Source organism: Thalassotalea marina, from assembly GCF_014656435.1.
In the GTDB taxonomy this organism is placed as follows: domain Bacteria; phylum Pseudomonadota; class Gammaproteobacteria; order Enterobacterales; family Alteromonadaceae; genus Thalassotalea_C; species Thalassotalea_C marina.
In genome coordinates, this window is sequence record NZ_BNCK01000002.1 from 1 (window position 1) to 26,584 (window position 26,584).

The window sequence follows — 26,584 nt, forward strand, 5'->3', positions numbered from 1 at the left end:
CCCTAAAGGGTCGTTGGAGACTACGACGTTGATAGGTCAGGTGTGTAAGGGTTGTGAGGCCTTGAGCTAACTGATACTAATTGCCCGTGAGGCTTAACCATACAACACCTAAGTTGTTTGAGTTTGATAGAAACACGTACACAAGATTTGAATTAGAAGACGATATAGAAAAGCTTTCCATTTTGTAACCAGTTTATGCTTAGCGACAATAGCGTTGTAGAAAGTTCCCATGTGAGAGTAGGACATCGCTAAGCTTTTATTCCCAAAAAAGCCCGATACTAAAGTATCGGGCTTTTTACTCTGCGAATGATTAGTTAATTAATTTAGTTTATTAATCATTAACAGATTTACAAGTTTTCGCTTGGTAACCATAGCGTTGTAGAAAGTTCCCATGTGAGAGTAGGACATTACCAAGCACCTTATTAAGGCTCCAGTCATTTGACTAGAGCCTTTTTCGTATATGAAGACTGATACTTGATCCCATGCGTTTTTATACAAATAAGCTGAAGTGAAGTTCGATAACGCCGATGGTAGTGTGGCTTAAATTGAAGTAACGCCCATGTGAGAGTAGGACATTACCAAGCACTTTATTAAGGCTCCAGTCATTTGACTGGAGCTTTTTTCGTATATGAAGACTGATACTTGTTTCCATGAGTATTTACACAAATAAGCTGAAGTAAAGTTCGATAACGTCGATGGTAGCGTGGCTTATATTGAAGTAACGCCCATGTGAGAGTAGGACAATACCAAGCTCCTTATTAAGGCTCCAGTCATTTGACTGGAGCCTTTTTTCGTATATGAAGACTGAAACCTGATCCCATGCGTTTTTATTCAAACAAGCTGAAGTAAAATTCAATAACGCTGATGGTCGTGTGGCTTATATTGAAGTAACGCCCATATGAGAGCAGGACATTACCAAGCACCTTATTAAGGCTCCAGTCATTTGACTGGGGCTTTTTTCGTATATGGGCTATCTGATCCCATGCGTTTTTACACAAATAAGCTAAAGTGACGTTCAATAACTTCGATGGTCGTGTGGCTTATATTGATGTAACGCCCATATGAGAATAGGACATTACCAAGTAGTTAATTAAGCCTTCTCTCTAGCGACTGGAGCTTTTTTGTTTTACATTATGAGTATCACCTAGCGGTTCATCAATTTTATGTGGCAAGCAAATTTATCTTGGGAAGATGCCAAAAAAAGAGCTGAAATAATTGCGACTATTCGTCAATTTTTCACCACGAGAGAAGTCATTGAGGTAGAAACGCCTTTGTTGTCCCATGGCACAGTTACAGACGTACATTTAGACGCTTTTTCTACAAAGGCTTATCCAGCAATTGACAATAAGTTAATGTATTTGCAGACTTCGCCTGAGTTTGCGATGAAAAGGTTATTGGCATCGGGCTTTCAATCTATCTACCAAATATGTAAAGCTTTTCGTTATGAAGATTCTGGTCGATTTCATAATGCTGAATTTACCATGCTTGAGTGGTATAGGCTTGGTTTTGATCATTATGCTTTAATGGATGAAGTAGATGAGCTGTTGCAATACGTATTGGCATGCGAACCATCGGATAAATTTACTTATCAGCAACTTTTTCAAACTTACTTAAATATAGATCCGTTAAATACCGACCTTAATGAGTTAAAAGCATGCCTTGCAGCTAATGATATTTTGGGGGATTGGATTACTGCGGAAAAAGATCTAGACGTTTTACTACAAGTCCTCTTTAGCGAAGTTATTGAAAGACAAATTGGCAAAGAAAGGCCTGTGATGGTTTACCATTACCCTAGTTCACAAGCAGCTTTAGCTAAGATTTCTAAAGAAGATAATAGAGTCGCGGAAAGGTTTGAATGTTATTTCCATGGTATTGAATTAGCTAATGGTTTTCACGAATTAGTTAATGCCAGTGAACAAGCTGAAAGGTTTAAACAGGATAATCTCAAACGTAAAGCAATAGGTAAACCTGAAATGCCTATAGATGATAATTTCTTACAAGCATTGGAGGTAGGACTACCGAAATGTGCAGGTGTTGCTTTGGGCGTTGATCGATTGTTGATGATTGCATTAAAGAAAACAAGTATAGAAAAAGTCTTAACATTCACTACAGAAAATGCGTAATCTTGTAGTTGAACGTAATAATTTTTACATTCAACGCAAAAATATTGTTTTGTTATAATATCGCATGTGTGATATTATTCGCGCCTTGATAAAATTAACTCTAAAGGTAGCTCGTGTTTTTAGATAGGCTTGGTATTACAGCAACGTCTTTGTGTGCACTGCATTGCATACTTTTACCTGTAATTTTGCCTGCGTTACCATTGTTAGGGTTAACTTTCCTTGCTGATCATTTTTGGGAGCATGTGTTTCTTCTAATTACTGGTATCCTTGGCTCTATAGCTATGTTGTCAGGTTTTAAGCGATATCATAAAAAGCTTTACCCGTTTTACTTACTTATGTTGGGTATTGGTGTTTATTGGATCAAACATGATTTTAGTGAACAAGCGGAACCATTTTTTATCATAATTGGCGCAACCTTGATCGTCGCTGCTCATATTATCAATATTAAGTTATGCGATAGTTGTAAGCAGTGCAGCAGCCACGGTTGTAGCGATTAACAAATAGCAATTGTGTGGCTTTATTATATAAGCCATACAATTACCTTTTACATTCCCAGTTCTTTCATTTTACGTGTTAACGTATTTCTACCCCAACCTAATTTTTTTGCTGCTTCTTGTTTGTGTCCCTGTGTACTATTAAGAGCACATTGAATCATTATTTTTTCGAACTCTGGTTGTACAGTGTTTAGCAGGGCGCTTTCTCCACTATTAAGTTTTGCCATCGCCCATTGTTGCAATTGTGTTTGCCAACTTTGTGTCGTTTGTTCACTGTGGAAGTTATTTTTTGAGACTTCTTCTGGTAAGTCTTCTAAATGAATTTCCTGACCACTTGCCATAACGGTAAGATAACGACATATATTCTCTAACTGTCTCACGTTGCCAGGCCAGTCATATTGGCACAAGTGTGCCAGAGTCTTATTGTCCAAAATTTTACTTTCAACACTTAGCTCTTTAGCTGCGTTTTTAAGGAAGTGTTGGCAAAGCTGAGCGATATCTTCTTTTCGCTCTCGTAAACTAGGAATGTGGATACGAATAACGTTCAGACGATGAAATAGGTCTTCTCTAAATTGACCCGCCTTTACCTTGTCGACTAAGTTTTGATGTGTTGCCGCTAAAATTCGTACATCAACCTTAATTGGAGAGTGGCCGCCAACACGATAAAACTGACCATCGGCAAGTACTCTTAATAACCTAGTTTGAATATCAAGAGGCATATCACCAATTTCATCTAAAAATAATGTTCCGTTATGTGCTTGTTCGAACCTTCCTTGTCTTACCGTAGTAGCCCCTGTAAATGCTCCCTTTTCGTGACCAAACAATTCAGACTCAATTAAATCTTTGGGAATAGCTGCCATGTTTAATGGGATAAAGGGTTGTTTTGATCTGGGGCTATGCATATGTAGAGCATGAGCAACAAGCTCTTTACCAGTCCCAGACTCACCATTAATTAAAACACTAATGCTTGAGCGAGATAACCTGCCTATTGCTCTAAAAACTTCCTGCATTGCAGGTGCTTCACCTATGATTCCTACTGATGCGATGTTGGAGGATTCTTGTTTTGTTTTTGCTTTATTTTCGTAAGCTTGAGTTAGTGCTCGTTTGGTTAGTGATAATGCGTCATCTATATCAAATGGCTTAGGAAGATATTCAAAAGCACCGCCTTGATAAGCATTAACTGCACTATCTAGATCAGAATGTGCAGTCATGATGATAACCGGGATGTTGGGGTGATGTTCATTAATGTCTTTGAGCAATGTCATACCATCAATGTTTGGCATGCGAATATCAGAAATTATTACGTCAGGCTGAGCACTATCGAGTGCAATCAATAAATCATTCGCATTGTCAAATGTTGCACAACTTACGTTAGCACCGGAGAATGCTTTTTCTAATACCCAGCGGATCGAACTGTCGTCGTCAACAACCCATACTTGTTCAGCGATCATAATGTTATCTCTTCTGAAATAGGAAGAAGCAAGCTAAATTCAGTGTGTCCAGGGCGACTTACACAATATAGCTTTCCTTTATGTTGATTTATCAATGTTTGTGAAATTGATAAGCCCAGCCCAGTGCCGTTATCACGACCCGAAACCATAGGGTAAAACAAAGTATCTTGAATTTTGTCTGGAATTCCTGGACCGTTATCGATAATACTGATCCGTGCACATAGTTTTATTCTTTTTCCATTGATTGTTTTGTTAATTGCAGCTCGGGTTTTTATACGTATAACGCCATTGCCGCCTAACACCTGAATAGCATTATTTACAATATTCAGAATTGCTTGCTGTATTTTGTCTTCGTCAAACGAAAACTCAGGTAAAGAGGGGTCGTAATCTTTTAAAATAGTGACATGCTCAGGTAAATTGAAACTTACTAATTGAGCAACCTTTTCAAGCACAACGTGAATGTTGTTGTAAACCATTTTGGGAAGTTGATTTGGACCAAGCAATCTATCAACTAAGTTAGTTAATCTGTCTGCTTGTTCTATTATCATGTTGGTATATTCTTGTTGATCAACCGTTAATTCTTTCGTTAACAGTTGGGCCGCACCACGCAGACCACCTAGAGGGTTTTTTATTTCGTGAGCTAAACCCCTGATCAAATCGCGGGCAGACTCCCATTGTTGGTGCTGAAAAGCTTCTTCGCTGATTTGTTTTTGTTGGTCTATCTGTTTGAACTCCAACAAAATATGAGGTTGCATATCTAGTTCGATGGATGATGCAGTTAGCTCTACAGTGATGGTGCGTTTATCTAAACGCTCTAACACCACGTCACTGTCGCTAAACTCCTGTCCTGAGGTAAGGAGTTGTTTTAATCTCTGTTCACTAATTGGGCTATTAAACAAAGCGGTTTCAAGGCGTTGGTTTTTTAATTTGTTGAAGCTTTTGATCAAAAGAGCTTCTGCTGCAGGGTTAACATATTGAATAGCTAACTGGCTGTTTAAAACAATAACCGCAGTCACCATGTGATTGGGTAGGTTTTGCTGATAATAAAGCTTATCCGGCCGATGATCAGTAGACGAGTTAAGCATAAGACCTCTTATGCACTAAAATGGTGCGTTATGGTTTTAGTGTAAAGTTAATCACCCTAAATTGCACTTTTTTATCGTTTAATTTACCTTGATTGACGAGGTTCTGTGCATGTAAAAGGTAACTGGAGAAGATGATGCAATTACCTTGCCTTTGTTATCTTGTAGTTCGAATTTAAGTGTATGTTCGCCTCTGTCTACGTTACTAAGTCTAAATAGCGCGTAGTTTTGCGGTGAACCATAAGGGGAGTTATCTAAAAGTAGCTGTATTTTGTGGCCTTGTTTGAATAAAGGCTTTATTCGTCCTTGCACCAAAACAGAGCCGGTATTGTCTCTGATGGTTTGACTATTTTTAGGTTGGGTTATTTCAACTTCAAATTTGTCTTCAATGACCTTGGGTTTGATATCCAATATTGAGGTATCGATATTAGAAGAGATGATGTTTTTTTCTTTTACTTCTACAACTTCAGCGCCTGGACGTGGCGTGTCGGAATATACAACCTTGCCTTTTTCATCAACCCACACATAAACCTTTGTCGACGCAGAAAAGACTTTACCACACAGAGCAAAACTGACAAATAATACTACCGTAACGATGAGTTTATTAGACAACGCGCTCTCCTTTTTGGGGCTGATATATAGTAATTTATATAAATTACTAAAATTTAGCCACTAAAAAAGCCCACCGAAGTGAGCTTTTTCTTTTATTATGTTTATAGCTACATTATAAGCTGTAGTACATTTCAAACTCTACTGGGTGAGTTGTCATGTTAAGTTTTTCAACTTCCTGACGTTTAATCGCAATATATGCATCGATCATATCGTCATCCATAACACCACCTGCAGTTAAGAACTCTCTATCAGCGTCTAAAGAGTCTAAAGCTTCGCCTAAAGAAGAGGCTACTTGAGGAATTGCAGCAGCTTCTTCTGCTGGTAAGTCATATAGATCTTTATCCATTGCATCACCAGGGTGGATTTTGTTTTTGATACCATCTAAGCCAGCCATTAACATTGCAGAGAATGCTAAGTATGGGTTAGCTGTTGGATCAGGGAAACGTACTTCAATACGACGCGCTTTAGCTGAAGGAACTAAAGGAATACGGATTGAAGCAGAACGGTTACGCGCTGAATAAGCTAACATTACCGGTGCTTCGAAACCTGGGACTAAACGCTTGTACGAGTTAGTTGAAGCGTTAGTAAATGCATTTAATGCTTTAGCGTGCTTGATGATACCGCCGATGTAGTAAAGTGCGATATCTGACAACCCGCCGTATTTATCACCAGCAAATAAGTTTACGCCATCTTTAGCTAAAGATTGGTGACAGTGCATACCTGAACCATTATCACCCACTAAAGGCTTAGGCATAAAGGTTGCTGTTTTGCCATAAGCATGAGCAACATTTTGAACTACATACTTGTAGATTTGTACTTCGTCAGCTTTTAAAACCATAGTATTGAAGCGACAAGCGATTTCGTTTTGACCAGCTGTAGCAACTTCATGGTGATGAGCTTCAACAACTAGGCCCATTTCTTCCATAACTAAACACATTGCAGAACGAAGATCTTGTGAAGAATCTACTGGAGCTACTGGGAAGTAACCACCTTTAACACCAGGGCGGTGACCGTGGTTGCCGTCTTCATAGTGAGTTGCACCATTCCAAGAAGCTTCTTTGTCGTCAATTTTGTACATTGAACCAGAAATATCAGTGTGGAACTTGATGTCATCAAATACGAAGAATTCTGGCTCAGGGCCGAACAATACTGTATCTGCAATACCCGTTGAGCGCATATACTCTTCAGCACGTTTTGCAACTGAACGAGGATCGCGACTATAGCCTTGTAACGTAGTTGGTTCGATAATGTCACAACGAATATTTAAAGTAACTTCTTCTGTGAAAGGATCTAAAACAGCACTTGCTGCATCAGGCATCAATACCATGTCTGATTCATTAATGCCTTTCCAGCCAGCAATAGAAGAACCATCAAACATTTTGCCTTCTTCAAAAAAGTCTTCATCAATTTGGTGATGAGGCAATGAAACGTGCTGCTCTTTACCTTTTGTATCAGTAAAGCGTAAATCAACGAACTTAACGTCGTTTTCTTTGATCAAATCTAAAACGGCTTGTGACATTGAGTGTCTCCAGTGAAGTTATCTAATATTTAAAAATGCAACATCGCATCATTTAGTTGTAATGCTATTAGCTAAAACTGTGCCAAAGATAAAGTTCTTATTTATCAGTGGTATATGGTGTTCTGGTTTTAGCGGTTGCACTAATGTGGTGCGTAGGCCGCATCGCATTGGTGCAAGGCAAGTGTAGTTGAGGGAATTGTAATTTACTAGTGCAAAAAATTTAATCAGGATTATCTTTTAATTGTGTGCTTTAGTCCTGTAAAATACGCGGCCTATCATTTAGCCCTATGAGCATAAACTTGTGTTAGATAAATTAAGAAACATTGCAATCATTGCCCACGTTGACCATGGTAAGACAACATTGGTTGATAAATTATTGGAGCAATCTGGAACGCTTGGCGACAGAACCGATCACGACGATCGCGTTATGGATTCAAACGATATCGAAAAAGAACGTGGCATTACCATTTTAGCGAAGAATACCGCAATTAACTGGAATGACTATCGAGTTAACATCGTAGATACACCGGGACACGCTGACTTCGGTGGTGAAGTTGAACGTGTTATGTCAATGGTTGACTCTGTGCTTTTAATCGTTGATGCGCAAGAAGGTCCTATGCCTCAAACGCGTTTCGTAACACAAAAAGCTTTTGCACAAGGTTTGAAGCCTATTGTTGTTATCAACAAAATAGACAAGCCAGGCGCTAGACCTGAGTGGGTAATGGATCAAGTCTTTGATCTTTTCGATAACTTAGGTGCTACAGATGATCAGCTAGATTTCCAAGTTGTTTATGCTTCTGCAATTAATGGTTGGGCTTCATTAGAAGAAGGTGAACAAGGCACAGACATGACGCCATTGTTCCAAACCATCATTGATCAAGTTCCACCACCAAATGCTGATTTGGATGGTCCATTCCAAATGCAAATTTCTCAACTTGATTACAGCTCGTATTTAGGTGTAATCGGTGTTGGTCGTATTACTCGTGGAACTGTAAAGCCGAATCAACAAATGACCGTGCATGGTGCAAATGGCAAGATTCACAATGCTAAAGTTGGTAAAGTATTTGGTTATTTAGGCCTAGACCGTCATGAAGTTGAGCAAGCACAAGCTGGTGATATTATTGCTATTACAGGTTTAGGTGAGCTTAAAATTTCTGATACGGTATGTTGCCCTTCAGAAGTAGAAGCACTTCCTGCATTATCAGTAGACGAACCGACTGTTACTATGACATTCCAAGTAAATACTTCACCATTTGCTGGTCAGGAAGGTAAGTATGTTACTTCGCGTAATATTTTAGAACGTTTAGAAAAAGAGCTTGTGCATAACGTTGCTCTTCGCGTAGAAGAAACTGAAGATCCTGATAAATTCCGAGTTTCTGGCCGTGGTGAACTTCACTTAGGTATTTTGATCGAAAACATGCGCCGTGAAGGCTTTGAGCTTGCTGTTTCTCGTCCTGAAGTAATCATGCGCGAAATTGATGGTGAACTACAAGAGCCATATGAAACCGTTACGGTTGACGTAGAAGAGGCTAACCAAGGCGCTATTATGGAGAAAATGGGTCTTCGTAAAGCAGAGCTTACTGATATGGCACCTGACGGCAAAGGCCGTATACGTATGGATTTCATCATGCCAAGTCGTGGTTTGATTGGTTTTCAAACTGAGTTTATGACGCTAACGTCAGGTTCTGGTCTAATTTATCATACATTTTTTGAGTATGGTCCTCACAAAGGCGGTGAAATTGGACAACGTATCAACGGTGTATTAATTGCAAATGCCCAAGGTAAAGCACTGACAAACGCACTATTTAACCTACAAGAGCGTGGCCGTCTAATGATTGGTCATGGTGTAGAAGTTTATGAAGGTATGGTTATTGGTATTCATAGCCGTGACAATGACCTAACAGTTAACGCGTTAAAAGGTAAGCAGTTAACTAACGTACGTGCTGCTGGTACAGATGATGCCCAGATCTTAACACCACCAATTAAAATGACGCTTGAACAAGCGTTAGAGTTTATTGATGATGATGAATTAGTTGAAGTTACACCGGAAAACATCCGTATTCGTAAAAAGTGGCTAAAAGAGTCGGATCGTAAACGTGAAAGTCGAGCGAAAAAATAATCGTTCCGAGTATCAAGAAATACCGCGTTAATCGCGGTATTTTTTTGTCTCAAGATACTGTCATTCTCTCGTAAGATTAATCGCTCAATTTTGTAAGATATATCTCAATACTGTGTCAGTTATTAGCAGTGCCATCTATCTTTTGTTATTTAATGTACTGATATTTATAGTTATTTTGTTGTTTGTGCTAATTGAGGAAGCAAATGGAGGCTTTCCTATAAATGTCCTTTGTATAACAAGCTTACAAACTCCTGCTACACTCTAATACAAATTACGATTGTCTGGTTGTGCTATGGATTGGTTAGCAAACGATGGATATAAAAATGGATAGCGACAAAGTTAAGCGATTGAATGTTCTATTTGAAAAAGTGTTGGCAGAATCAGCAAATATTATAGAGCAAAAAGAGCTGGAATTATTGTACAAAGAGTTTTTTGAGGACGGCAGGGAGCAACTTGGACCAATAGCCGTGCAAAGAAATCCAGATAACAGCTTAGCAGGTTAACTGGTATTTAGACCCATATTGTAAAAGGAAGTTAGGATGTCACCCGAGCAACTAAGACAATTACAAAGACTCAGTGATTTATTTGAACAGGGACAAGCTGGCATTAATCAGGTAAAGGAACTATCTGATCTGTTAGCACTTGTGAATGAGCAATCAGACTGTTTTATAGATAAAAAAAGTGAGCTAGATGAGCTCACTTGATATTTTTGCATACCATTAACAAATATAGTGTTATTAATTAGTCGCCTTTAGTGTATCGATAAAAGCTTTTGAGTCTTGAATCGATTTATTCATTTGGGCAACTAAACGGTCAACATCTCGTTGGATAGTTCTATATTCACCTTTTAAAGCGCCAATAGCTTTTGCATTTAAGTTGTGTTTTAAAAACAACATATTGTCTTTTAAGGCGGCAAGCACTGGTGACATAGTTTCTCTGGCATTATGCATTGCTGAAATAACTGATTGGTATCTGCGTTCAGTTTGGCGTAATTGCGACTTACTTTGACTTTTAAGTGACGCGTTACTGTATTGATCTATTTCTTCGTTCCATTCGTCAAACAGTGCTTCTGCAACGTTTTCGATGGCATCAATTCTGTCGGTAACTTCTTGTGCTGCTTTTTCGCTAGCTTCGAAGCGATCTTTTGCTAATTCAAATTGAGTTTGCAGTTCGCCACCATCAAAATTTACCAGAGTCGTGAGTTGCTCTAGAGCACTTTTAAACTCTTCTTTTGCCTCTTCCTGTGATTCTGTGGCCGCCTCAACACGATCAATTAAGATATCACGTTTATGGTTGCCCATTTTTTCCATCGCAGAGTAATAGGCTGACTGGCAGCCTACAAGCATTAACGCTGCAACAAGCCAACACAGGGTTGTTACGCTACGTTGTTTCATTTCAATCACCACCTTTATATCGAGCGGCGTCGATGATGCACCATAAATATACGATTGGAACTAAAATCCAACCTATTGCAATCCAAACAAGTGCCCACGAAATTGCCATTGCTACAAAAAATAATATAGCAGGAATAATACGACCTTGAACGAGCTGACCTAGCCCAGGAATAAAAAAGCTACAAATTGCTGCTAATACGTTACCGCCAGAACCTTGTCCTGCCATACATAACTCCTTATTCAATAATTGTTTTATATAAATGATTGGTGATAGTCTTTAATTAACTACCATGATATACACAAATTTATCGATTTGTAACTAATGAATCAGCATGAAGACGATTAAACACTATATAGAGTCAGGCATTTGGACGACATTAAAGGGCTTTAGCATTTTTTTTGTTAAGCGTATGAACGCTGAACAAGTCCACGTTAATGCGGGCTATTTAACCTACGTCACGTTAATGTCACTCGTCCCTTTACTGGTTGTCATGCTATCGGTTATGACCGCTTTCCCTATTTTTGCTGATATTAAAGTGATGATTGAAGAATTTGTCTTCCAAAACTTTGTACCAGCTTCAGGCAACATTGTTAAAAATCATATCACTGGTTTTGTTGAAAATGCCTCTAAGATGTCCGCAGTGGCGTTAACTTTTTTGTTTTTCTTTGCATTGTTGCTTATTTCTGCCATTGATCAGTGTTTAAACAAGCTTTGGCGTGTAGATAAAAAGCGTCCGATAGTGACGGCATTTTCCATTTATTGGATGATTTTAACGCTTGGCCCTGTACTTGTTGGTAGCAGTATTACAACAACAACCTATATTTTATCCGCAGTGTCTCTTGGTGATTACGACTTTTTTGGCATCAGTAACGTGTTGATGCGTTTGCTCCCTTTGTTTACATCAGTCATTGCTTTTTTAGTGTTGTACCTAATTGTGCCTAATAAAGCTGTACCTTTTAAGTTTGCTATATCCGGTGCATTATTGGCTGCGGTATTATTTGAGTTAGCGAAAAAAGGTTTTGCAATATACGTAACACAATTACCGTCGTATCAAGCCATATATGGCGCCTTAGCAACTATTCCTATTCTATTTTTATGGGTTTATGTGTCTTGGTTAGTGGTTTTAGTTGGGGCACTATTTACTGTGTGTCTCGAAGACTATAATGAAAAGATCAAAAGTGACGAGCAATAACTATGTCTAGAATTTTGCATCCAAAAATTTCGCCTTACAAAGAAGAATGGCTAACAGTTAGCGATCATCATCAGTTGTATATTGAGCAGGCGGGAAACCCAGAGGGCATTCCCGTGTTGTACCTTCACGGCGGGCCGGGCAGTGGCTGTAGTGAAAATCACCGGCGTTATTTTGATCCTGAAAAATATCGATACATTAGTTTTGACCAACGAGGTTGTGGTCGTTCAAAGCCTGCACCATCAATTGAAGATAATAATAGCCAAATGCTGGTAACTGATATAGAGACAATAAGGAAGCATCTCAATGTAGACAAATGGCTGATTGTTGGTGGCTCTTGGGGAACAACCTTAGCTATGCTTTATGGCATTCAATACCCGAAACACGTTATCGCATTTATTCTTCGAGGGGTGTTTTTGGCAACACAATCAGAATTGAACTGGTTGTATCAATACCGCGGCGCAGCTCAGTTTTTCCCTGATTATTTTCAAGATTTTATTGCTCCGCTCGACCCAGACAAACGACAAAACATATTACAGCAATACCGTGATATTTTTAGCGATAATAACGAGCTGGCGATTTCTTCTGCTTGCAAAGCTTGGTATTTGTGGGAGTTGAGATTGTCGAGCTTAGAGCATAACGCGTCGAGTTTGTCTCATGTTGAAGATTATCATCAAGCTGCATGTATGGCGCAGATTTCCAATCATTATTTCGTTAACAATTGCTTTGTTGAAGAAGATTATATTATTGAAAATATAAATAAAATCAGTCATATTCCCGCCATTATTATTCATGGTCGTTACGACATGGTTTGCCAATTAAACAATGCCTATAGACTGGTGCAGCACTGGGATAATGCCAGCTTACAAATTTTACCGCAAGCAGGTCACAGTGGATTTGAAAGTCAGACAATAGATGCTATGTGTAAAGCAACTGAGGTAATGGCTAGTTTTTTACAGGACTAATTTACATGATCGCTCTGATCCAACGAGTATCTCACGCTAGCGTAACAGTGGAAAACGAAACTGTTGGTGCTATCAAAAAAGGCATTTTAGTATTACTGGCAGTTGAACCTGCCGATGATGAAAAAAAGGCGGCTCGTTTAGCTGAAAGAGTAGCTGGCTATCGAATATTTGAAGATGAAAACGGTAAAATGAACCTTAATGTTGCGCAAGCTGGGGGGGATATCTTAGTCGTATCTCAGTTTACACTAGCTGCAGATACCAACAGTGGTTTACGCCCTAGTTTTACTGGGGCTGCAGCGCCAGATTTTAGCAAAGGGTTATATCAGTATTTTTGCCAGCAACTTCGAGAGAAAGGGTTTAGTGTGCCTACTGGTATATTTGGAGCTGATATGAAAGTTGAACTATTAAACGATGGTCCTGTCACTTTTCAATTGACGATCTAAGCATGCATGCTGCCATAGATTGTGCAGCCGATTTGACGTTCGACGTGGTAAAACCGATGCCTGCTTCGTGTTAGTGGCTGGACCAATGTGCACAATAATATTTTTGTAATAAGGGACAAAAAAGTAGTACATACAGTTTTGTCCAAGATGTTTTTGTAACTGCCTCAACACTAAGTCCAGTTTGTTTGGTGACAAGTTTGGCAGATTTAGTGTTAGCCAAGCGTTATTTTCGATCTTGTTTAGCAAGGAAGTTACTGTTTTTAGCTCGATACCGTTGTTATCTGTAGTCGAAAATACATCATAAATAAACCAATCGATATCTCGAGTAATATTAAATAGCTCAGTGCTGGTATTTTGTAAAATTACCCGATGATTTAGCAGTGGTATTGGGCTAAAAAATCTTGTAAAGCAATCTATAACTGAAGGTGCGGACTCAAAAGACGTTAAGATGACTTCTGGTAATGTTGTACATAAATAACGACTCAAGTTTCCACCACCTAAACCCACTTCAACAACCCGGTTTGGCGTAATAAAAGCAAGAGGTAAAATAAGAAAAAAGTGATGTGGTAAAGTCAGCCAGTGTGGCTGGCGTAAATGCATGACACTTTGTGGTACACCATTAAATGACATCCAGCGAAAGTGTTGATTTTCTTCTATGGTCAACCTAAATCCTTGGTCTTGTAAAAATAGTAGCTTTCCTTGTTGTAAATGGGTGATTAATTTCATTAAATACCAAACAAATTTATACTACCTACAAAGCATAGCCTATGATCCATTGTCGAGCGCCACAAAATGATGCGGAGTTTATTCAATATTACCAATTACGTTGGCAAGTCTTAAGAGCGCCGTGGCAACAACCGCAGGGCAGTGAAAAAGATGAGTTGGAGCCAAGCGCAATCCATCGAATGATCATTGATGAGCAAGGCAATGTACTTGCTGTCGGGCGATTACATATTGATCAATATTGGTGTGGCCACATTCGCTATATGGCAACGGCAAGTGATGCTCAAGGAAATGGCTATGGCAAAGTAGTTATTGATGCGCTGGAAGCAGAGGCTAGCCAGCGAGGGGTAAAAAAAATATGTTTAAATGCACGAGAACTCGCTGTTGCTTTTTATGAAAAGCTTGGTTATCAAGTAACAGGAAGCGCTCATGTGCTGTATGACGAAATCCAGCATTTTCGTATGGAAAAATCGCTTCGCGAAGCAAAAGAAAGTCACAGCGAGTTGTTAAAACAACTGCAGTCTACTTGGCATCAGACGATTCCTATGAGCCTTGCAATGGGTATGTCTGCAGATTATTTTGATGGTCAGCAGTTTGTGACACACTGTGATGTATCGTTTAATAAAAATCTACACAACACTATGTTTGCTGGCAGTATATACACTTTAGCTACTTTGACTGGCTGGGGCTGGGTCTATTTAAGTTTGCAAACAGCGAACATTGATGCCGATATTGTATTGGCTAAGGCTGATATTAAATACTTAGCACCGATTCCTGATGTTGCATGTGCAAAGGTCGATGTTAATAAAATACAGGGTGATGTAGCGCAATTATCACAATCGAACAAAGCGCGATTTACCCTATCAATAAACCTTTTTTCAGGAGATAAAATTGCAGCGACGTTTAACGGCGCTTACGTTGCAATAAAATCATAATATGAAATTTTTAATTACTGCTTTTGTTTGTTTTTTAGTTTCCTTACCAAGTATGGCCAATGAGGAGATTAATAAAGTTTTAGATAGTTTTCATTTGGCTGCTGCTGAGGCTGATGGCACCACCTACTTTTCTTTATTGGCGGAAAATAGTGTTTTCTTGGGGACAGACCCCACTGAACGCTGGACAAAAGCGCAATTTAAAACGTTTGCTGAGCCGTATTTTAGTAAAGGTAAAGGTTGGAAGTACGTCACTCGTCAGCGTCATGTCACAGAAACTAACAATCCTGATATCGTGTTTTTTGATGAGTTACTTGATAATGATAGTTACGGTCTTTGCCGTGGTTCAGGTGTTGTAATGAAAATTGATGGACGCTGGCAAATTCTGCAGTACAACTTGTCCATTCCTATTCCAAACGATTTATCAAAGGTTATCGTAAACACAATTGAATCGGCGTCAGTGTCAAAGCAAGGTGTAAATTAAATGAAAAAGACTAACAGCAGTTTTTCCTTAGGAATTGTTGGTTGTGGTTGGTTAGGGTATGCGTTGGCTCAAAAAGCTATCCAACAAAACGTCAGTGTTGTTGCAACCAGTCAAAACGCTGAAAAATTAGTCACGTTAGAGCAAGAAGGGATTTGCTCACATCAGCTAATATTACCTTTTGAAAATAGTGACCAGCATTACCCAGTGTTTGACTGTGAAGTTTTGATCATTTGTATTACGCCACAGTTTAGACAGGGAAAAAAGGATTATCCGGATAAAATTAAGCAGCTAGTATTAGCCGCTCAGCAAGGTGCAGTAAAGCGTATTGTGTTAATTAGTACAACGGCTGCATACGAAGGGCTTTCTGGCGAAGTGGACGAACAAAGTGAGCTTTGCTTGGAAGATGAAAAGGTTTCATTGATAAATAAGGCTGAACAATATGTTTTGGCTTTTAGTGATAACTCCATCGTGCTTCGCTGTGCTGGATTAGTCGGTCCAAATAGGCATCCAGGTAAATTTTTTAATGCAGACAGACGATTAAAATCGGCTAATGCCTTTGTTAATTTGGTACATCAATATGATGTTGTAGAGCTACTGCTGTTATTGTCAAAGGCAAATATAGGTGGTCTATATAACTGTGTCAGTGATATGCAAGTGAACAAGAAAACATTTTACCAACATGCAGCAAAAGCTCTGGATAAAACATGCCCGATGTTTGAAGAAAACGATAATGATACTGGAAGACTAGTGCTTGGCAACAAATTAAGAGAGTCATTGAGTTATCAATACAAATTTGATGATCTCATTATGTGGTTGAGCGCGGTAGAAACCAAAGTATAGATTAAAGGGCAGTCTTATGGTTAAACAAGCAGGCATGCTGGCAATATGTTTATTTGTTCATGTATTTGTACTTAACTTTGTCGTCGTTAACGGTGGTTCATTTTATTTTTACGTAGAGGAAAACACCACAGTCAAAGCGATTCTTACTTATCTTGCGATAGCTGTTAGTGCATCTTTAATGTTTGTTGTGAATATACGAATTAGAGAAGCACTAAAACGTAAATCATACTTTCTAAGTGATAGAGTGTGGTTTTTTATGGCTATCGCCATGATGGCTGCGCTAGGCGTACTGCTTTTACCCTAGCGCAAATTGGTATTATTACTGTTTATTGGAAGCGCCCAAGGTGCCAAGCCACTGATTAAAGTCGAGTAGATTAGCAGGTAAAACAATTTTTCTATCTTTTGCACTAAGGCCTGCTAGCTGCTGGATATATTGTTCATTTAGCTGCATTTCGATTGCTTGATCGCCACCTGGTTGTTCGATAGCATCGGCTATTTTGTTAATCGCTTCGCTGGTTGCCGTGGCAATGGCTAATATTTCTTCTGCTTTACCTTCTGCTGAGTTTATTCTTCGCTGTTTTTCACCTTCAGAAATATTAATCATTTCTGTCATGTCGCCCTCTGAGCGATTTATTCGACTTTGTTTATCACCTAAGCTTTTAGCCAAAATAGCGCGTTTTTCGCGTTCGGCATTTACTTGTAATTCCATGGCATTTTTAACTGTTAGCGGTGGAGTGATATTTTTGATTTCATACCGATGAACTCGGATGCCCCAAGCCTCACCAGCTTTATCTAATACCTCAACCACTTTTGCACTTATAATGTCCCGTTCTTCAAAGGTTCGGTCTAAATCTAAAGTACCTATGACTGAACGTGTTGTTGTTTGTGCTAATTGCATGGCGGCAAAACGATAATCTGTAATGCCGTAACTCGCTTTTATCGGGTCAACAACTTGAATGTAAATAACACCATCAACTTCTACATTGACTTCATCCATAGAAAAACACTGTTGAGGCGGAACATCGATGGTCTCCTCTTTTAAATCTTGTACAAAGGCTACTCGATCAATAAAAGGTAACAATACGTGGAAACCTGCTTCCAAAGTACATTTATATTTACCCAGTCTTTCGACGACATACGCAGATTTTGTTGGCACTAAACATATGGCTTGGATAAATTTAAAAGCAAGATATAAAAAGATAAAAGCCCAAACGACTAATACGGCTATTTCCATCGGTGTTGCATTGGCGTCAATCATGATTTTGCTCCTTGAACCGTTTGTGTCACTTTATCCATTCCCTCAAAAAAACCTTCGAGTTTTGCCATATCGCTTGGTAATACTGACACGTCTGCTGTTTTCATAATATCGCCAGTTTGTTTGATAAACTGTTCCATTAAGCGCATTTTAATTGCTTTATCACCGCCAGAGCGAGCAGCAGCTTTGGCTATGAGGTTAATACCCTGAGCAGAGGCGTTGGTTAATATTTCAATTTCTCTTGCTCGCCCGTGGGCTTCGTTAATTTGTCTTTGTTTATCACCTTCTGATAAATTTATCGCTTCTTGGCGTTGTCCTTCAGAAAGGTTGATAGTTGACTCTTTTTCAGCTAACGCTAAAGTGATTTCAGCACGTTTTCTGCGCTCTGCTTCCATTTGTTTTTCTAATGTGTGAACAACATTATCTGATGGCGTGATATTGCGGACTTCATAGCGCAGTACTTTAATACCCCAAGGATCAGAAGCTTTATCAATTTCTCTGACAATGGTTTCATTTAATGCATCACGCTCTGAAAATGTTTGGCTTAAATTTAATTTACCTATTTCACTTCGCATCGTGGTTTGTGCAAGGTTAACGCTAGCTCGACGGTAATCTTCAATCCCGTAACTTGCTTTTGCACCATCCATCACTTGGATATAAACCAAACCATCAACATCAATTTGAATATTGTCTCGTGAAATACAACTTTGTGCAGGAATGTCTAACACTTGTTCTCTTGTTTCATGACGATATGCAACGCGGTCAATAAATGGGATCAAAAAGTGGACTCCTGGTTCCATCACGGCTCGAAATTTTCCCAACCGCTCAACGACACAGACTTCTTTCATTTGAACAATCAGGATTAACTTTACCACGATGAAAATCAACGCAAGTAAAGCAATAGTTAGGCTGGCTAACATAAGGCTTTCTCCTTGTTAAGTGATCAAAAATTTATTTAGATAGGGTTACTTTACTGGTTCTACGACCAATGAAATATTGTCTTTACACACTATGGTTGCTTGAGTGCCTGCTACTATTGTTGAACCGTCACCAAGCGCTTTCCAAGTTGTCCCTTGAAATTCAACACGACCGGCGTGTGTGCCAGGGCCAATGTTTTCGACAACGACTACGGTTTGTCCATATATATCGAGCTCTTCAAAGACATTACCTATAGTTTCGTCACCTTTGAAAAACCTATCTGAGAAAAAGTAGAGCACAAACAGTAAAATTGTGGCGAGAATAAACCAAGTGGTAAGGGTTAACACCCAAGTATCGAGTAGCTCTTGTTGAACGCCAATGGCAACAAGTAATGAGGCGATACCTAGATTTAATAAAATACCGCCTGGAATGAAGATTTCTAAACAAGAAAACAAGATTGCCAATACAATCCAAGTTTCAAAAAACATGATGTAATCCATTGAAAGCTCCTTGTTTTCTAGTTAGACGAGTCAAAAATTGAATTAATGACTCGCAACAATCATATCATAGCGTAGGAGATAACAAAGCTATTCCTTACCATGACATTTAACTTAACAATGGTGACATAATATGTCAATCACAAATTTTACTCTGCTACTTTAAATTGTTGAGCGATAGATCTTGTTTCAAGTTTTGTCGCCAATGGACGATAAACACCCTCAGCTAAAATGGCGGCATACATTACGATCAGTAGGTTCACTGCAAATGCACTGAAGAATATTGTATTTGACGCAATAGCTTCTTCACTTGAAAAAATGGCAATAGAGCCAATCAAAAAAGCGATAAATGCCGCGCCATAAATAAATACAACTTGCCGTTTGAATATGACCGATAAATAGTCACTTGCAGGCGTATGCGCAATGTCGTTGGCAAACAAGTAACTTAAACCGGTGAGCGATTTGATAAAGCCGTGGGTACCAAAAGCGATAACCGTTGACGAATACGTAAAAAGTACTAAAAACAGTACTCCATAAAAATCGGCAAACATGCCAAGATCACCACCGAGTAACACTAACATCAGTATTGCTCCGGTAACCACTAACAAAGCGAAAACGTTTTGCATCATATTTTTCCTTTTCCAGTTTACATCAGGTTGATTTGAAACAGAAAAGAGCTCTTTTGGAGAGACATTAAATGCAGCGGCTAACGCCAATTGCGTTTCTGGTGAACTATTACCATCTTTTTCGGCGCGTTGGATTGTTCTAAGGCTTAATCCTGCCGCTTTAGCCAATAACTCTTGAGACCAGCCGTTATCTTTACGTAACGATTTGATACGCTCCGGTGAAAGTATTTGGTTTAAAGGTTGCAATTGATACTCCTCAATTTCAATGCTGTTTCGCCTGAAAATATCAAATTTAATTGTGCAAAACGCCAGAAAAAGCTTACGCCATTTTAACGCCAAAGTTACGACAGACCATATTATTCAAGGCTTATAGCTGAAATGTAGTATACATGAGCATAAGGGTAACAGACTAAAATTTTAAGTGACTACCTAATCTATATTTATGCCCTGGCGAGGTTAAAGTCGCTAAACTTACCACACCATGACTAGACCAGGTCCTGCGTTTAACTTGTAAACAAGGGGTTGATGTAGAAATGACGAGTAACTTACAAACGTTTTTGTTTGCTAAAACGGCCTCAATTTCATGAGTTGCTTCAGTTAATGGTGCTTCATTTGATAAATACTCATGAGGTGTAATTTGTGTAAAATCTTGCGTTAAGTAATTAGGCACCAGTTTAGGACTAACATAGCGTTGCTCTAATTGAATTGGACTATTATTTTCAAAGTGCAACACTTGCGAGTAATAAGCTTGCTCGTTGTTTTTCAATCCGAGTAATATCGCTACTTCTTCATCAAGAGATACGGATGTTAACGTGATTTGTTTGGCAAAATACTGATGGCCACGATCATGAATTTCGTCGGCAATATTTCTGATTTCTAAAATTGAAGACTGAGATTTAAACGTTGCTACAAAAGTACCTGCACCTTGAGTACGTACTAACAAACCTTGTTCGGTAAGCTCTTGCAAAGCTCTTCTGGCGGTCATTCGACTCACAGAAAATTGTTCTGCTAGTTCGTTTTCTGACGGAACTTTGCTATGCTGTTGCCATTCGCCCGATTCAATCTTTTGACAGATAAATTCTTTAATAACGCTAAACTTAGCTGTTTTTGTTTGTGTCAAAATTGGGCCTCAACGTCTTTCAGTTCATTAAAAATACTTGTATACCCTCGCACGAAATCAAAAGCAGGTCAATAGTTGTATATACAAGTTTGCAAAGTTAACGTCATTAAGCTAGAGTTGCAGCAGAGATAAGACGCAGAGTACAGCAAATGAACAACAATTTCCCTTCTTGGCAAACCATAATCGTCAACGCCAATATCGCTACAATGACCGATGGCGCTAATGGATATGGTGAAATTCTTAACGGCGCGATAGCGATTGAAAACGGTACTATTGTTTGGGTAGGTTGTGAAAGCGAATTACCTGAATATGATAAACAATCTGTGCAAGTTATTGACGCTAAAGGTCAATGGGTAACCCCAGGTTTTGTTGATTGCCACACCCACGCGGTATATGGCGGAAATAGGGCAAATGAATTTGAGATGCGTCTTAATGGTGCGAGTTACGAAGAAATCGCCCAAGCTGGCGGCGGCATTGTATCGACCGTAGCAGCTACGCGAGCTGCTACAACGCAAGAGCTACTTGATGCGGCTTTACTTCGTGTAAGAGCAATGCAAGCACAAGGCATGACCACCATAGAAATTAAATCAGGTTATGGCCTAGATACTGAAAATGAAATCAAGATGTTGGAAGTTGCGCAGCAGATAGCTCAAGCTTTACCTGTGTCAGTGCAAAAGACCTTTCTTGGAGCTCATGCCGTGCCCGTAGAATATAAAGGTAAAGCAGACGAATATATCAAATTAGTGTGCCAGGAGATGATTCCACAAGTAGCAAAGCAAAATATAGCAGATGCTGTCGATGTGTTTTGTGAAGGCATTGGCTTTTCAGCAGAGCAAACTGAGCAAGTTTTTTTGGCGGCAAAACAAGCAGGCTTGAGAGTTAAAGTTCACGCAGAGCAATTGTCAAATTTGGGAGGCACTGAGCTTGCGGCAAAATATCAAGCATTGTCATCAGACCATATTGAATTTCTAGATGAAGCTGGTATTTGCGCAATGAAACAAGCTGATATGACAGCAGTACTTTTGCCTGGTGCTTTTTATTTTCTTAGAGAAACACAACTGCCGCCAATCGAACTTCTAAGAAAATACGGTGTAGCGATGGCAGTTGCAACAGATGCTAACCCAGGAACCTCGCCAATAAACTCGCCTCAACTGATGTTAAATATGGCGTGCACTCTATTTAGATTGACACCGGCAGAAGCGCTAGCGGGTTTAACTTGTCATGGTGCAAAAGCACTTGGCTTAAGTGATTGTAAAGGTCAAATTGCCTTGGGTTATGATGCTGACATTGCCATATGGAACATTAGCCAACCAGCAGAACTTTGTTATCAAATAGGTGTAAACCCATTAACTAAGTTGTTTTACAAGGGCTCTATTGTCATTGAACATTAATCGTACTGTACAAACACAGGTGTCTCAGATACTCTTAAGGTAGACGCCCGTGTTTGTTGCCTGTATGAGGCGGTGTAATGATGTTTAAATTGACCTTAAAAGTGTTACTTTCGCTGTCCGTAATGTCAGCGTCTTTATCCGCCTATGCCAATGTTCAGGGTACACCTTTTAATAGTGGTAGCTTTATTTGGCCCTTTATACTCGGTGCATTAGCGGTCATAATTCCCATTGCTATAGCCAAGCTTTATCATGCTTTTAATAAGCGTACCAATAACAAGCTACAATCTGAACAGGGCGTAAAAGTAAAACCATCCGGCAGTCACATAGCGTTAGATGCAGTAACAAATTTGCCCGTGATGAAGCGCGGTATCGATGTCTTAGAAAAATGTATCGGTAAAAACTCTGCACAACATTATGTAGCAATTGCTTTTAAGCCGATAAATTTTGAGCATGTTAACAATGTTCTGGGCCACCAAAATTCTGATATTTTGTTATTGCAATTAGCTTATAAAATCCAGCAAAAATTAGAGCAACATGCACTGTTATTAAACTTTGGAAGTAAAACACATCCACTTAACATTTGCCGGCTGCAAGGGCTAGATTTTGTTATTGTTGCAGACAGAAGACAGTTTAAGCACGAAGATAAATATGTGCTTGATGATATTTGTCTACAAGTCACCAAGTCTTTACCAAATTCACTAAGTTTTAAAAACTTTTCGTTAAGCTTTAGGCTGGCGTTTGGTATTGCATTAGGCAGTGAAAAACACAATGCCACACAGCTTTTCTCTGAAGCAAGCGATGCATTATCCCTAGCAGAAAGAGAGCAGCAACAAATCTGGTATTTTGATGAGCAAAGTAAAGTTTATACGGCTAAACGTTTAGCTAAAATGGAAAAGTTGCGCTTAGACATTCAAGAAAATCGCTTGTGTTCAATGATACAACCACAAGTTGTTTTAAATACGGGTGAACTGGTTGGCTTTGAAGTTAACACCAAGTGGAAGTCCAGCGATGGTGATGTTATTGAAAAGAAAGCATTTGAGGCAATTGCTGAGTTTAGTGGTGTTATCTACCAAATTACCAAACAGTTGATCAGAGATGCATTGATTGTTGCAAAAATAGCAAATACCATGCAAGAAAACATCAAAGTTGGAATTAACCTAAGTAGTAAAGACTTACTAGAGCCAGAGTTAGCTGATTTTATTGAACAAGAAGCCAATCAACACGGAATAGAGTTAAAGCAATTGGTTATTGAACTCGACGAAAGCGTAATTTTAACTGATACTTTTCGAGCCCGTATGATGATAGATCAGCTAAGAGCCTTAGGTGTAAATATTGCCGTAGATAATTTTTCTGGAAGCTATGAGTCGTTAAAATATTTGAGAAAAGCGTCGATTCAACAAGTTAAAATAGATTGCCACCATTTAAATGATAAAGATATTTACCAAGCAGATAAAACCATTGCTAGTGCTTTAATCAATTTGATCCGTAAAATGGACATACCTGTTATTGCAATAGGTATTAACAATTCGGGAATTCGAGAGCATTATATGTCGGTTGGTGGTGAAATCGGCCAAGGTAAATTAATTCACCAAGGGCTAACGACAAATGAATTGCAGAGTTGGCTCGACAGTCGAAATGTTCATCGCCAAGCCAACTGAACGCGTTATTCTATATCCAATGGATCTGGTGACAAGATGATGCCAGTATTGTCGGCGTAAACATGATCTTCTGGTAAAAAAGTAACACTACCAAAATTAATTGGAATATCTGTCTCACCAATATCTTCGTCATCAGCACCAACAGGTATGGACACTAATCCTTGGATGCCTATCTCAATGTCTTCTAAAGCGTCAACATCGCGAACGCTGCCATAACAGATAATACCTTCCCAGTTATTTTTAGCTGCTGCATCAGCAATGTAGCTATCAACTAGTGCTCTTCTTGTTGAGCCACCACCATCGATAACTAATACTTTCCCTGTGCCGTCAGTTTCGACCATTTGAGCAATTAAGCCATTACTTTCAAAACATTTAATCGTAACTACGCTACCGCCAAATGAATTTCTTCCCCCATAATTACAAAATATAGGTTCAACAACATCAATTAGATCTGCATAAAGGTTACAAAGTTCTGAGGTATTATATTCCATCTGCGTTTCCTTTAACTGTCAAAGATAGACTCCAAAGAATAACTGCCTCTAGTATACCTTGCTTAAACGTTCAGACAAGAGTAGAAAGCGAGATGTAGCAATTTCAACTTGTAATAACTTGCAAAAGGCTATTTAATGCACTCAGTTGTAACCAATTAAGACAAAAAGAAGAGTTTGTACATGATGCTCGACAATACGTACACCTTAGGGTTTTTCTTTACGTTTCAGGCATTGGTTACTACTTTTCTGTCATTTATCTTCTATAGCAGCTTTACCAGTTTTGGTAGACGCTATGTGAAATTTTGGTCTTTCGCATTTGCATGTCTTAGCCTGCATTACGTCAGTTTATCTACAGAACAGTTTCTTTCTTTTTTGAACGAAACAAGCTGGCCGATGTTAATGCTTACTTTTGTTGAGCAATTTTGCCTCTACCTGTTTTTAATGTATTTGTTACTCGGGTTATTAGACGGTTTAAAAAAATATCGCACTCACAGTCGAAATAGACACATGATTGCACTAGCCGTTTTGACGCTATCACTTTCAACAACTTTAGCATTTACTTTTGATCTGTACGACACTTATAACCGGTTTTATATAAGAGAAAGCTTATCTGACTTTTTGTCTGCGGGTGTTTTTCTTTTTATCGCGATTTTGTTATTGAATATTGAAAAACAATACTTTTCTGGTCGAATATTAACTTATCTTTCATTTGCTATTAGTGCCAAAGCATTAGCTTTATCTTTCCTATCTGTGGTTTTAATTGAACTGGCAATATTTCCCTCCATTCACCTTATTGCCCAATACTTTGATTTTATGGCGTTTAACATGCTTGGTGTGGCCTTACTTACTTGGATGCAGTCGGCGGAAAGAGATGCAGCAGAAGTCGCGATTAATCGTGCCAAATATTTAGGTAAACATGACATGTTGACGGGCTCTTTAAACCGCGAACAAGTTATCGAAAAAATTCCTGCTTGTATTGAAAAAGCCCAAGTTAACGAACAAAAACTAGCTATTTATTTAATTGATATTAAACGTTTTAAGTTTATCAATGATACGTATGGCCTGAAAGTTGGTGATTCTGTACTGGGTAAAATTGCTCGACGTTTAGCTGATAGTATTATGCTGCCACAAGTTATAGGACGTATTAGTGGTGATTCATTTGTATTTGCAGTAGAGATTAACGATAACTATCAACAAGAAAAAGTGGCTCAGCATTTACATGACGTCATTTCGCACCCTTATAAGGTGCAACATCAAGAAATTCATCTACAAGCGAGTATCGGTTACTGTTTAGCTCCAGTTGATGGGATGGAAGCTGAAGATTTACTGCACAAAGCAAATTTAGCCTTATTTCAAGCTGAAAGTAAAAATATAGCGAGTGTTAAATATACCTCGGGAATGCAAGCGCACGGTAGCCACTTACCAGCGGCTGAAAAGGAAATAAGGCGAGGCTTACAAAATAAAGAATTTGTCCTCTATTTTCAGCCTCAATTAAATCTATTAACAAATCGTATTGATGGGGTAGAAGCCTTAGTTAGATGGGATCACCCGGAAAAAGGCATATTGAGTCCAGATCAATTTTTACCCGACTTTGAAGCGCTAGGGCTGAACGGCCAATTAGATAGCTACGTGCTTAAACAAGCCTGTGAAATTGGTGCACATTGGTATAGTGAATATAAACGTCGAATAACTATCGCGGTAAACCTTAGTGCGGTGGAATTCCAAGACCCTAAACTTGTCGCAAAAATTCAATCACTATTAGTTGAATTTGAAATTCCACCGAAATATTTAGAGCTAGAAATTACCGAAAATATTGTCATTACAGATATGGTTTCTGCAATGGATACCATCGTTATGTTGCAAAATATGGGGATAAAAGTTTCCATTGACGATTTTGGAACGGGTTATTCTTCTTTATCGTATTTACGTAAATTACCTATAGATAAAATTAAAATAGATCGCAGCTTTATTACTGATTTTGCCAGTAATGATTCCGATTTAACCATTGTTAAATCAATGATAAAACTTTCACACGGCTTAGGAAAAAGAGTACTTGCAGAAGGTGTTGAAAGTGAGGAGCAATTGTCACTGTTACGTAAATTAGGTTGCGATGCTGTGCAAGGTTTTTATATTAATCCACCACTTCCCCAACAGAAATTAGCTACTTACTTGGTTAGAAAATAGCCACTAGCTCAGTTAGTTGTAAAAAAAAAGTAATAAATCCCTGATTTTTATAACACTTATTCAGATTAATACT

General features: G+C 38.8%; 28 protein-coding genes and 1 rRNA gene. 16 read left to right on the forward strand and 13 right to left on the reverse strand.

The window, feature by feature from the left end; all coding sequences use genetic code 11:
• The 3 genes from IE199_RS03325 to IE199_RS03335 form a co-directional block, all read left to right on the forward strand.
• Positions 1 to 101: ribosomal RNA gene (locus IE199_RS03325) — 23S ribosomal RNA — on the forward strand; the annotation flags it as partial.
• Between the two features lie 1,062 nt (positions 102 to 1,163).
• Positions 1,164 to 2,123 (forward strand): elongation factor P--(R)-beta-lysine ligase, encoded by a 960-nt coding sequence (gene epmA, locus IE199_RS03330; RefSeq protein WP_189767329.1) that lies wholly within the window; start codon positions 1,164 to 1,166, stop codon positions 2,121 to 2,123.
• A 113-nt stretch (positions 2,124 to 2,236) separates the two neighbouring features.
• Entirely contained in the window at positions 2,237 to 2,620 is a 384-nt protein-coding gene (locus IE199_RS03335) for a MerC domain-containing protein (protein WP_189767330.1), read from the forward strand.
• Between the two features lie 47 nt (positions 2,621 to 2,667).
• Here IE199_RS03335 and glnG read toward each other — a convergent pair whose 3' ends face one another.
• From glnG to glnA, 4 genes are all read right to left on the reverse strand, one after another.
• On the reverse strand, positions 2,668 to 4,071 hold the full coding sequence (gene glnG, locus IE199_RS03340) for a nitrogen regulation protein NR(I) (RefSeq protein ID WP_189768347.1): 1,404 nt from the start codon (positions 4,069 to 4,071) through the stop codon (positions 2,668 to 2,670).
• Complete coding sequence (gene glnL / locus IE199_RS03345; protein WP_189767331.1) at positions 4,065 to 5,153, reverse strand: nitrogen regulation protein NR(II); 1,089 nt, start codon at positions 5,151 to 5,153, stop codon at positions 4,065 to 4,067. Before glnL ends, glnG begins: the two co-directional genes overlap by 7 nt.
• Before the next feature lie 78 nt (positions 5,154 to 5,231).
• Complete coding sequence (locus IE199_RS03350) at positions 5,232 to 5,762, reverse strand: DUF4124 domain-containing protein (protein WP_189767332.1); 531 nt, start codon at positions 5,760 to 5,762, stop codon at positions 5,232 to 5,234.
• Positions 5,763 to 5,874: 112 nt separating this feature from the next.
• Positions 5,875 to 7,281, reverse strand: a complete 1,407-nt coding sequence (glnA, locus tag IE199_RS03355) for a glutamate--ammonia ligase (RefSeq protein WP_189767333.1) — start codon at positions 7,279 to 7,281, stop codon at positions 5,875 to 5,877.
• A 301-nt stretch (positions 7,282 to 7,582) separates the two neighbouring features.
• Between glnA and typA the strand changes: the two genes are divergently transcribed.
• The 3 genes from typA (at position 7,583) to IE199_RS03370 (ending at position 10,104) form a co-directional block, all read left to right on the forward strand.
• On the forward strand, positions 7,583 to 9,400 hold the full coding sequence (gene typA, locus IE199_RS03360) for a translational GTPase TypA (protein ID WP_189767334.1): 1,818 nt from the start codon (positions 7,583 to 7,585) through the stop codon (positions 9,398 to 9,400).
• 323 nt (positions 9,401 to 9,723) lie between these two features.
• On the forward strand, positions 9,724 to 9,903 hold the full coding sequence (locus tag IE199_RS03365) for a hypothetical protein (protein WP_189767335.1): 180 nt from the start codon (positions 9,724 to 9,726) through the stop codon (positions 9,901 to 9,903).
• A 36-nt stretch (positions 9,904 to 9,939) separates the two neighbouring features.
• Positions 9,940 to 10,104 (forward strand): hypothetical protein, encoded by a 165-nt coding sequence (locus IE199_RS03370; RefSeq protein WP_189767336.1) that lies wholly within the window; start codon positions 9,940 to 9,942, stop codon positions 10,102 to 10,104.
• A 33-nt stretch (positions 10,105 to 10,137) separates the two neighbouring features.
• Here IE199_RS03370 and IE199_RS03375 read toward each other — a convergent pair whose 3' ends face one another.
• Both IE199_RS03375 and IE199_RS03380 read right to left on the reverse strand, forming a co-directional pair.
• Positions 10,138 to 10,794 (reverse strand): DUF2959 domain-containing protein, encoded by a 657-nt coding sequence (locus tag IE199_RS03375; RefSeq protein WP_189767337.1) that lies wholly within the window; start codon positions 10,792 to 10,794, stop codon positions 10,138 to 10,140.
• Position 10,795: 1 nt separating this feature from the next.
• Positions 10,796 to 11,020: a hypothetical protein gene (locus IE199_RS03380; protein ID WP_189767338.1), complete on the reverse strand. Its 225-nt coding sequence runs from the start codon at positions 11,018 to 11,020 to the stop codon at positions 10,796 to 10,798.
• 106 nt (positions 11,021 to 11,126) lie between these two features.
• On the opposite strand from IE199_RS03380, the gene IE199_RS03385 reads away from it, so the two are divergent.
• Genes IE199_RS03385 through dtd form a run of 3 tightly spaced genes read left to right on the forward strand, consistent with a single transcriptional unit; the run spans position 11,127 to position 13,392 of the window.
• A complete protein-coding gene (locus IE199_RS03385; protein WP_189767339.1) occupies positions 11,127 to 11,987 on the forward strand; it encodes a virulence factor BrkB family protein in 861 nt (286 codons plus the stop codon).
• A gap of 2 nt (positions 11,988 to 11,989) precedes the next feature.
• A complete protein-coding gene (pip, locus tag IE199_RS03390) occupies positions 11,990 to 12,949 on the forward strand; it encodes a prolyl aminopeptidase (protein WP_189767340.1) in 960 nt (319 codons plus the stop codon).
• Positions 12,950 to 12,954: 5 nt separating this feature from the next.
• Positions 12,955 to 13,392, forward strand: a complete 438-nt coding sequence (gene dtd / locus IE199_RS03395; RefSeq protein ID WP_189767341.1) for a D-aminoacyl-tRNA deacylase — start codon at positions 12,955 to 12,957, stop codon at positions 13,390 to 13,392.
• On the opposite strand, the gene IE199_RS03400 is transcribed toward dtd, so the two are convergent.
• The gene (locus IE199_RS03400) at positions 13,354 to 14,118 is read right to left on the reverse strand and encodes a class I SAM-dependent methyltransferase (protein ID WP_189767342.1); all 765 of its coding nucleotides are present in this window, start codon (positions 14,116 to 14,118) and stop codon (positions 13,354 to 13,356) included. The genes dtd and IE199_RS03400 overlap by 39 nt on opposite strands.
• 41 nt (positions 14,119 to 14,159) lie before the next feature.
• On the opposite strand from IE199_RS03400, the gene IE199_RS03405 reads away from it, so the two are divergent.
• The 4 genes from IE199_RS03405 to IE199_RS03420 are packed head-to-tail and all read left to right on the forward strand — an operon-like array spanning position 14,160 to position 16,675.
• Complete coding sequence (locus tag IE199_RS03405; RefSeq protein WP_189767343.1) at positions 14,160 to 15,050, forward strand: bifunctional GNAT family N-acetyltransferase/hotdog fold thioesterase; 891 nt, start codon at positions 14,160 to 14,162, stop codon at positions 15,048 to 15,050.
• A gap of 1 nt (position 15,051) precedes the next feature.
• Positions 15,052 to 15,531: a nuclear transport factor 2 family protein gene (locus IE199_RS03410; RefSeq protein WP_189767344.1), complete on the forward strand. Its 480-nt coding sequence runs from the start codon at positions 15,052 to 15,054 to the stop codon at positions 15,529 to 15,531.
• Positions 15,532 to 16,371, forward strand: coding sequence for an NAD(P)-binding domain-containing protein (locus IE199_RS03415; RefSeq protein ID WP_189767345.1), 840 nt, complete (start codon positions 15,532 to 15,534; stop codon positions 16,369 to 16,371).
• 16 nt (positions 16,372 to 16,387) lie between these two features.
• Complete coding sequence (locus IE199_RS03420) at positions 16,388 to 16,675, forward strand: hypothetical protein (protein WP_189767346.1); 288 nt, start codon at positions 16,388 to 16,390, stop codon at positions 16,673 to 16,675.
• A 15-nt stretch (positions 16,676 to 16,690) separates the two neighbouring features.
• Here IE199_RS03420 and IE199_RS03425 read toward each other — a convergent pair whose 3' ends face one another.
• From IE199_RS03425 to hutC, 5 genes are all read right to left on the reverse strand, one after another.
• On the reverse strand, positions 16,691 to 17,605 hold the full coding sequence (locus tag IE199_RS03425) for an SPFH domain-containing protein (RefSeq protein WP_189768349.1): 915 nt from the start codon (positions 17,603 to 17,605) through the stop codon (positions 16,691 to 16,693).
• Between the two features lie 20 nt (positions 17,606 to 17,625).
• On the reverse strand, positions 17,626 to 18,546 hold the full coding sequence (locus tag IE199_RS03430; RefSeq protein WP_189767347.1) for an SPFH domain-containing protein: 921 nt from the start codon (positions 18,544 to 18,546) through the stop codon (positions 17,626 to 17,628).
• Positions 18,547 to 18,591: 45 nt separating this feature from the next.
• Positions 18,592 to 19,044, reverse strand: coding sequence for an NfeD family protein (locus tag IE199_RS03435; protein WP_189767348.1), 453 nt, complete (start codon positions 19,042 to 19,044; stop codon positions 18,592 to 18,594).
• Positions 19,045 to 19,190: 146 nt separating this feature from the next.
• The gene (locus tag IE199_RS03440; RefSeq protein WP_189767349.1) at positions 19,191 to 19,913 is read right to left on the reverse strand and encodes a helix-turn-helix domain-containing protein; all 723 of its coding nucleotides are present in this window, start codon (positions 19,911 to 19,913) and stop codon (positions 19,191 to 19,193) included.
• A gap of 163 nt (positions 19,914 to 20,076) precedes the next feature.
• Positions 20,077 to 20,787 carry a histidine utilization transcriptional repressor HutC gene (gene hutC, locus IE199_RS03445; RefSeq protein ID WP_189767350.1) on the reverse strand — a complete coding sequence of 237 codons (711 nt, stop codon included), beginning with the start codon at positions 20,785 to 20,787 and terminating at the stop codon, positions 20,077 to 20,079.
• Positions 20,788 to 20,936: 149 nt separating this feature from the next.
• Here hutC and hutI point away from each other — a divergent pair, with 149 nt between their 5' ends.
• Both hutI and IE199_RS03455 read left to right on the forward strand, forming a co-directional pair.
• Entirely contained in the window at positions 20,937 to 22,178 is a 1,242-nt protein-coding gene (gene hutI / locus IE199_RS03450; protein ID WP_189767351.1) for an imidazolonepropionase, read from the forward strand.
• Between the two features lie 77 nt (positions 22,179 to 22,255).
• On the forward strand, positions 22,256 to 23,836 hold the full coding sequence (locus IE199_RS03455; protein ID WP_189767352.1) for a GGDEF domain-containing phosphodiesterase: 1,581 nt from the start codon (positions 22,256 to 22,258) through the stop codon (positions 23,834 to 23,836).
• A 5-nt stretch (positions 23,837 to 23,841) separates the two neighbouring features.
• On the opposite strand, the gene rraA is transcribed toward IE199_RS03455, so the two are convergent.
• The gene (rraA, locus tag IE199_RS03460) at positions 23,842 to 24,327 is read right to left on the reverse strand and encodes a ribonuclease E activity regulator RraA (RefSeq protein ID WP_189767353.1); all 486 of its coding nucleotides are present in this window, start codon (positions 24,325 to 24,327) and stop codon (positions 23,842 to 23,844) included.
• A gap of 180 nt (positions 24,328 to 24,507) precedes the next feature.
• Between rraA and IE199_RS03465 the strand changes: the two genes are divergently transcribed.
• Entirely contained in the window at positions 24,508 to 26,511 is a 2,004-nt protein-coding gene (locus IE199_RS03465; protein ID WP_189767354.1) for a putative bifunctional diguanylate cyclase/phosphodiesterase, read from the forward strand.
• Positions 26,512 to 26,584: the final 73 nt, after the last annotated feature.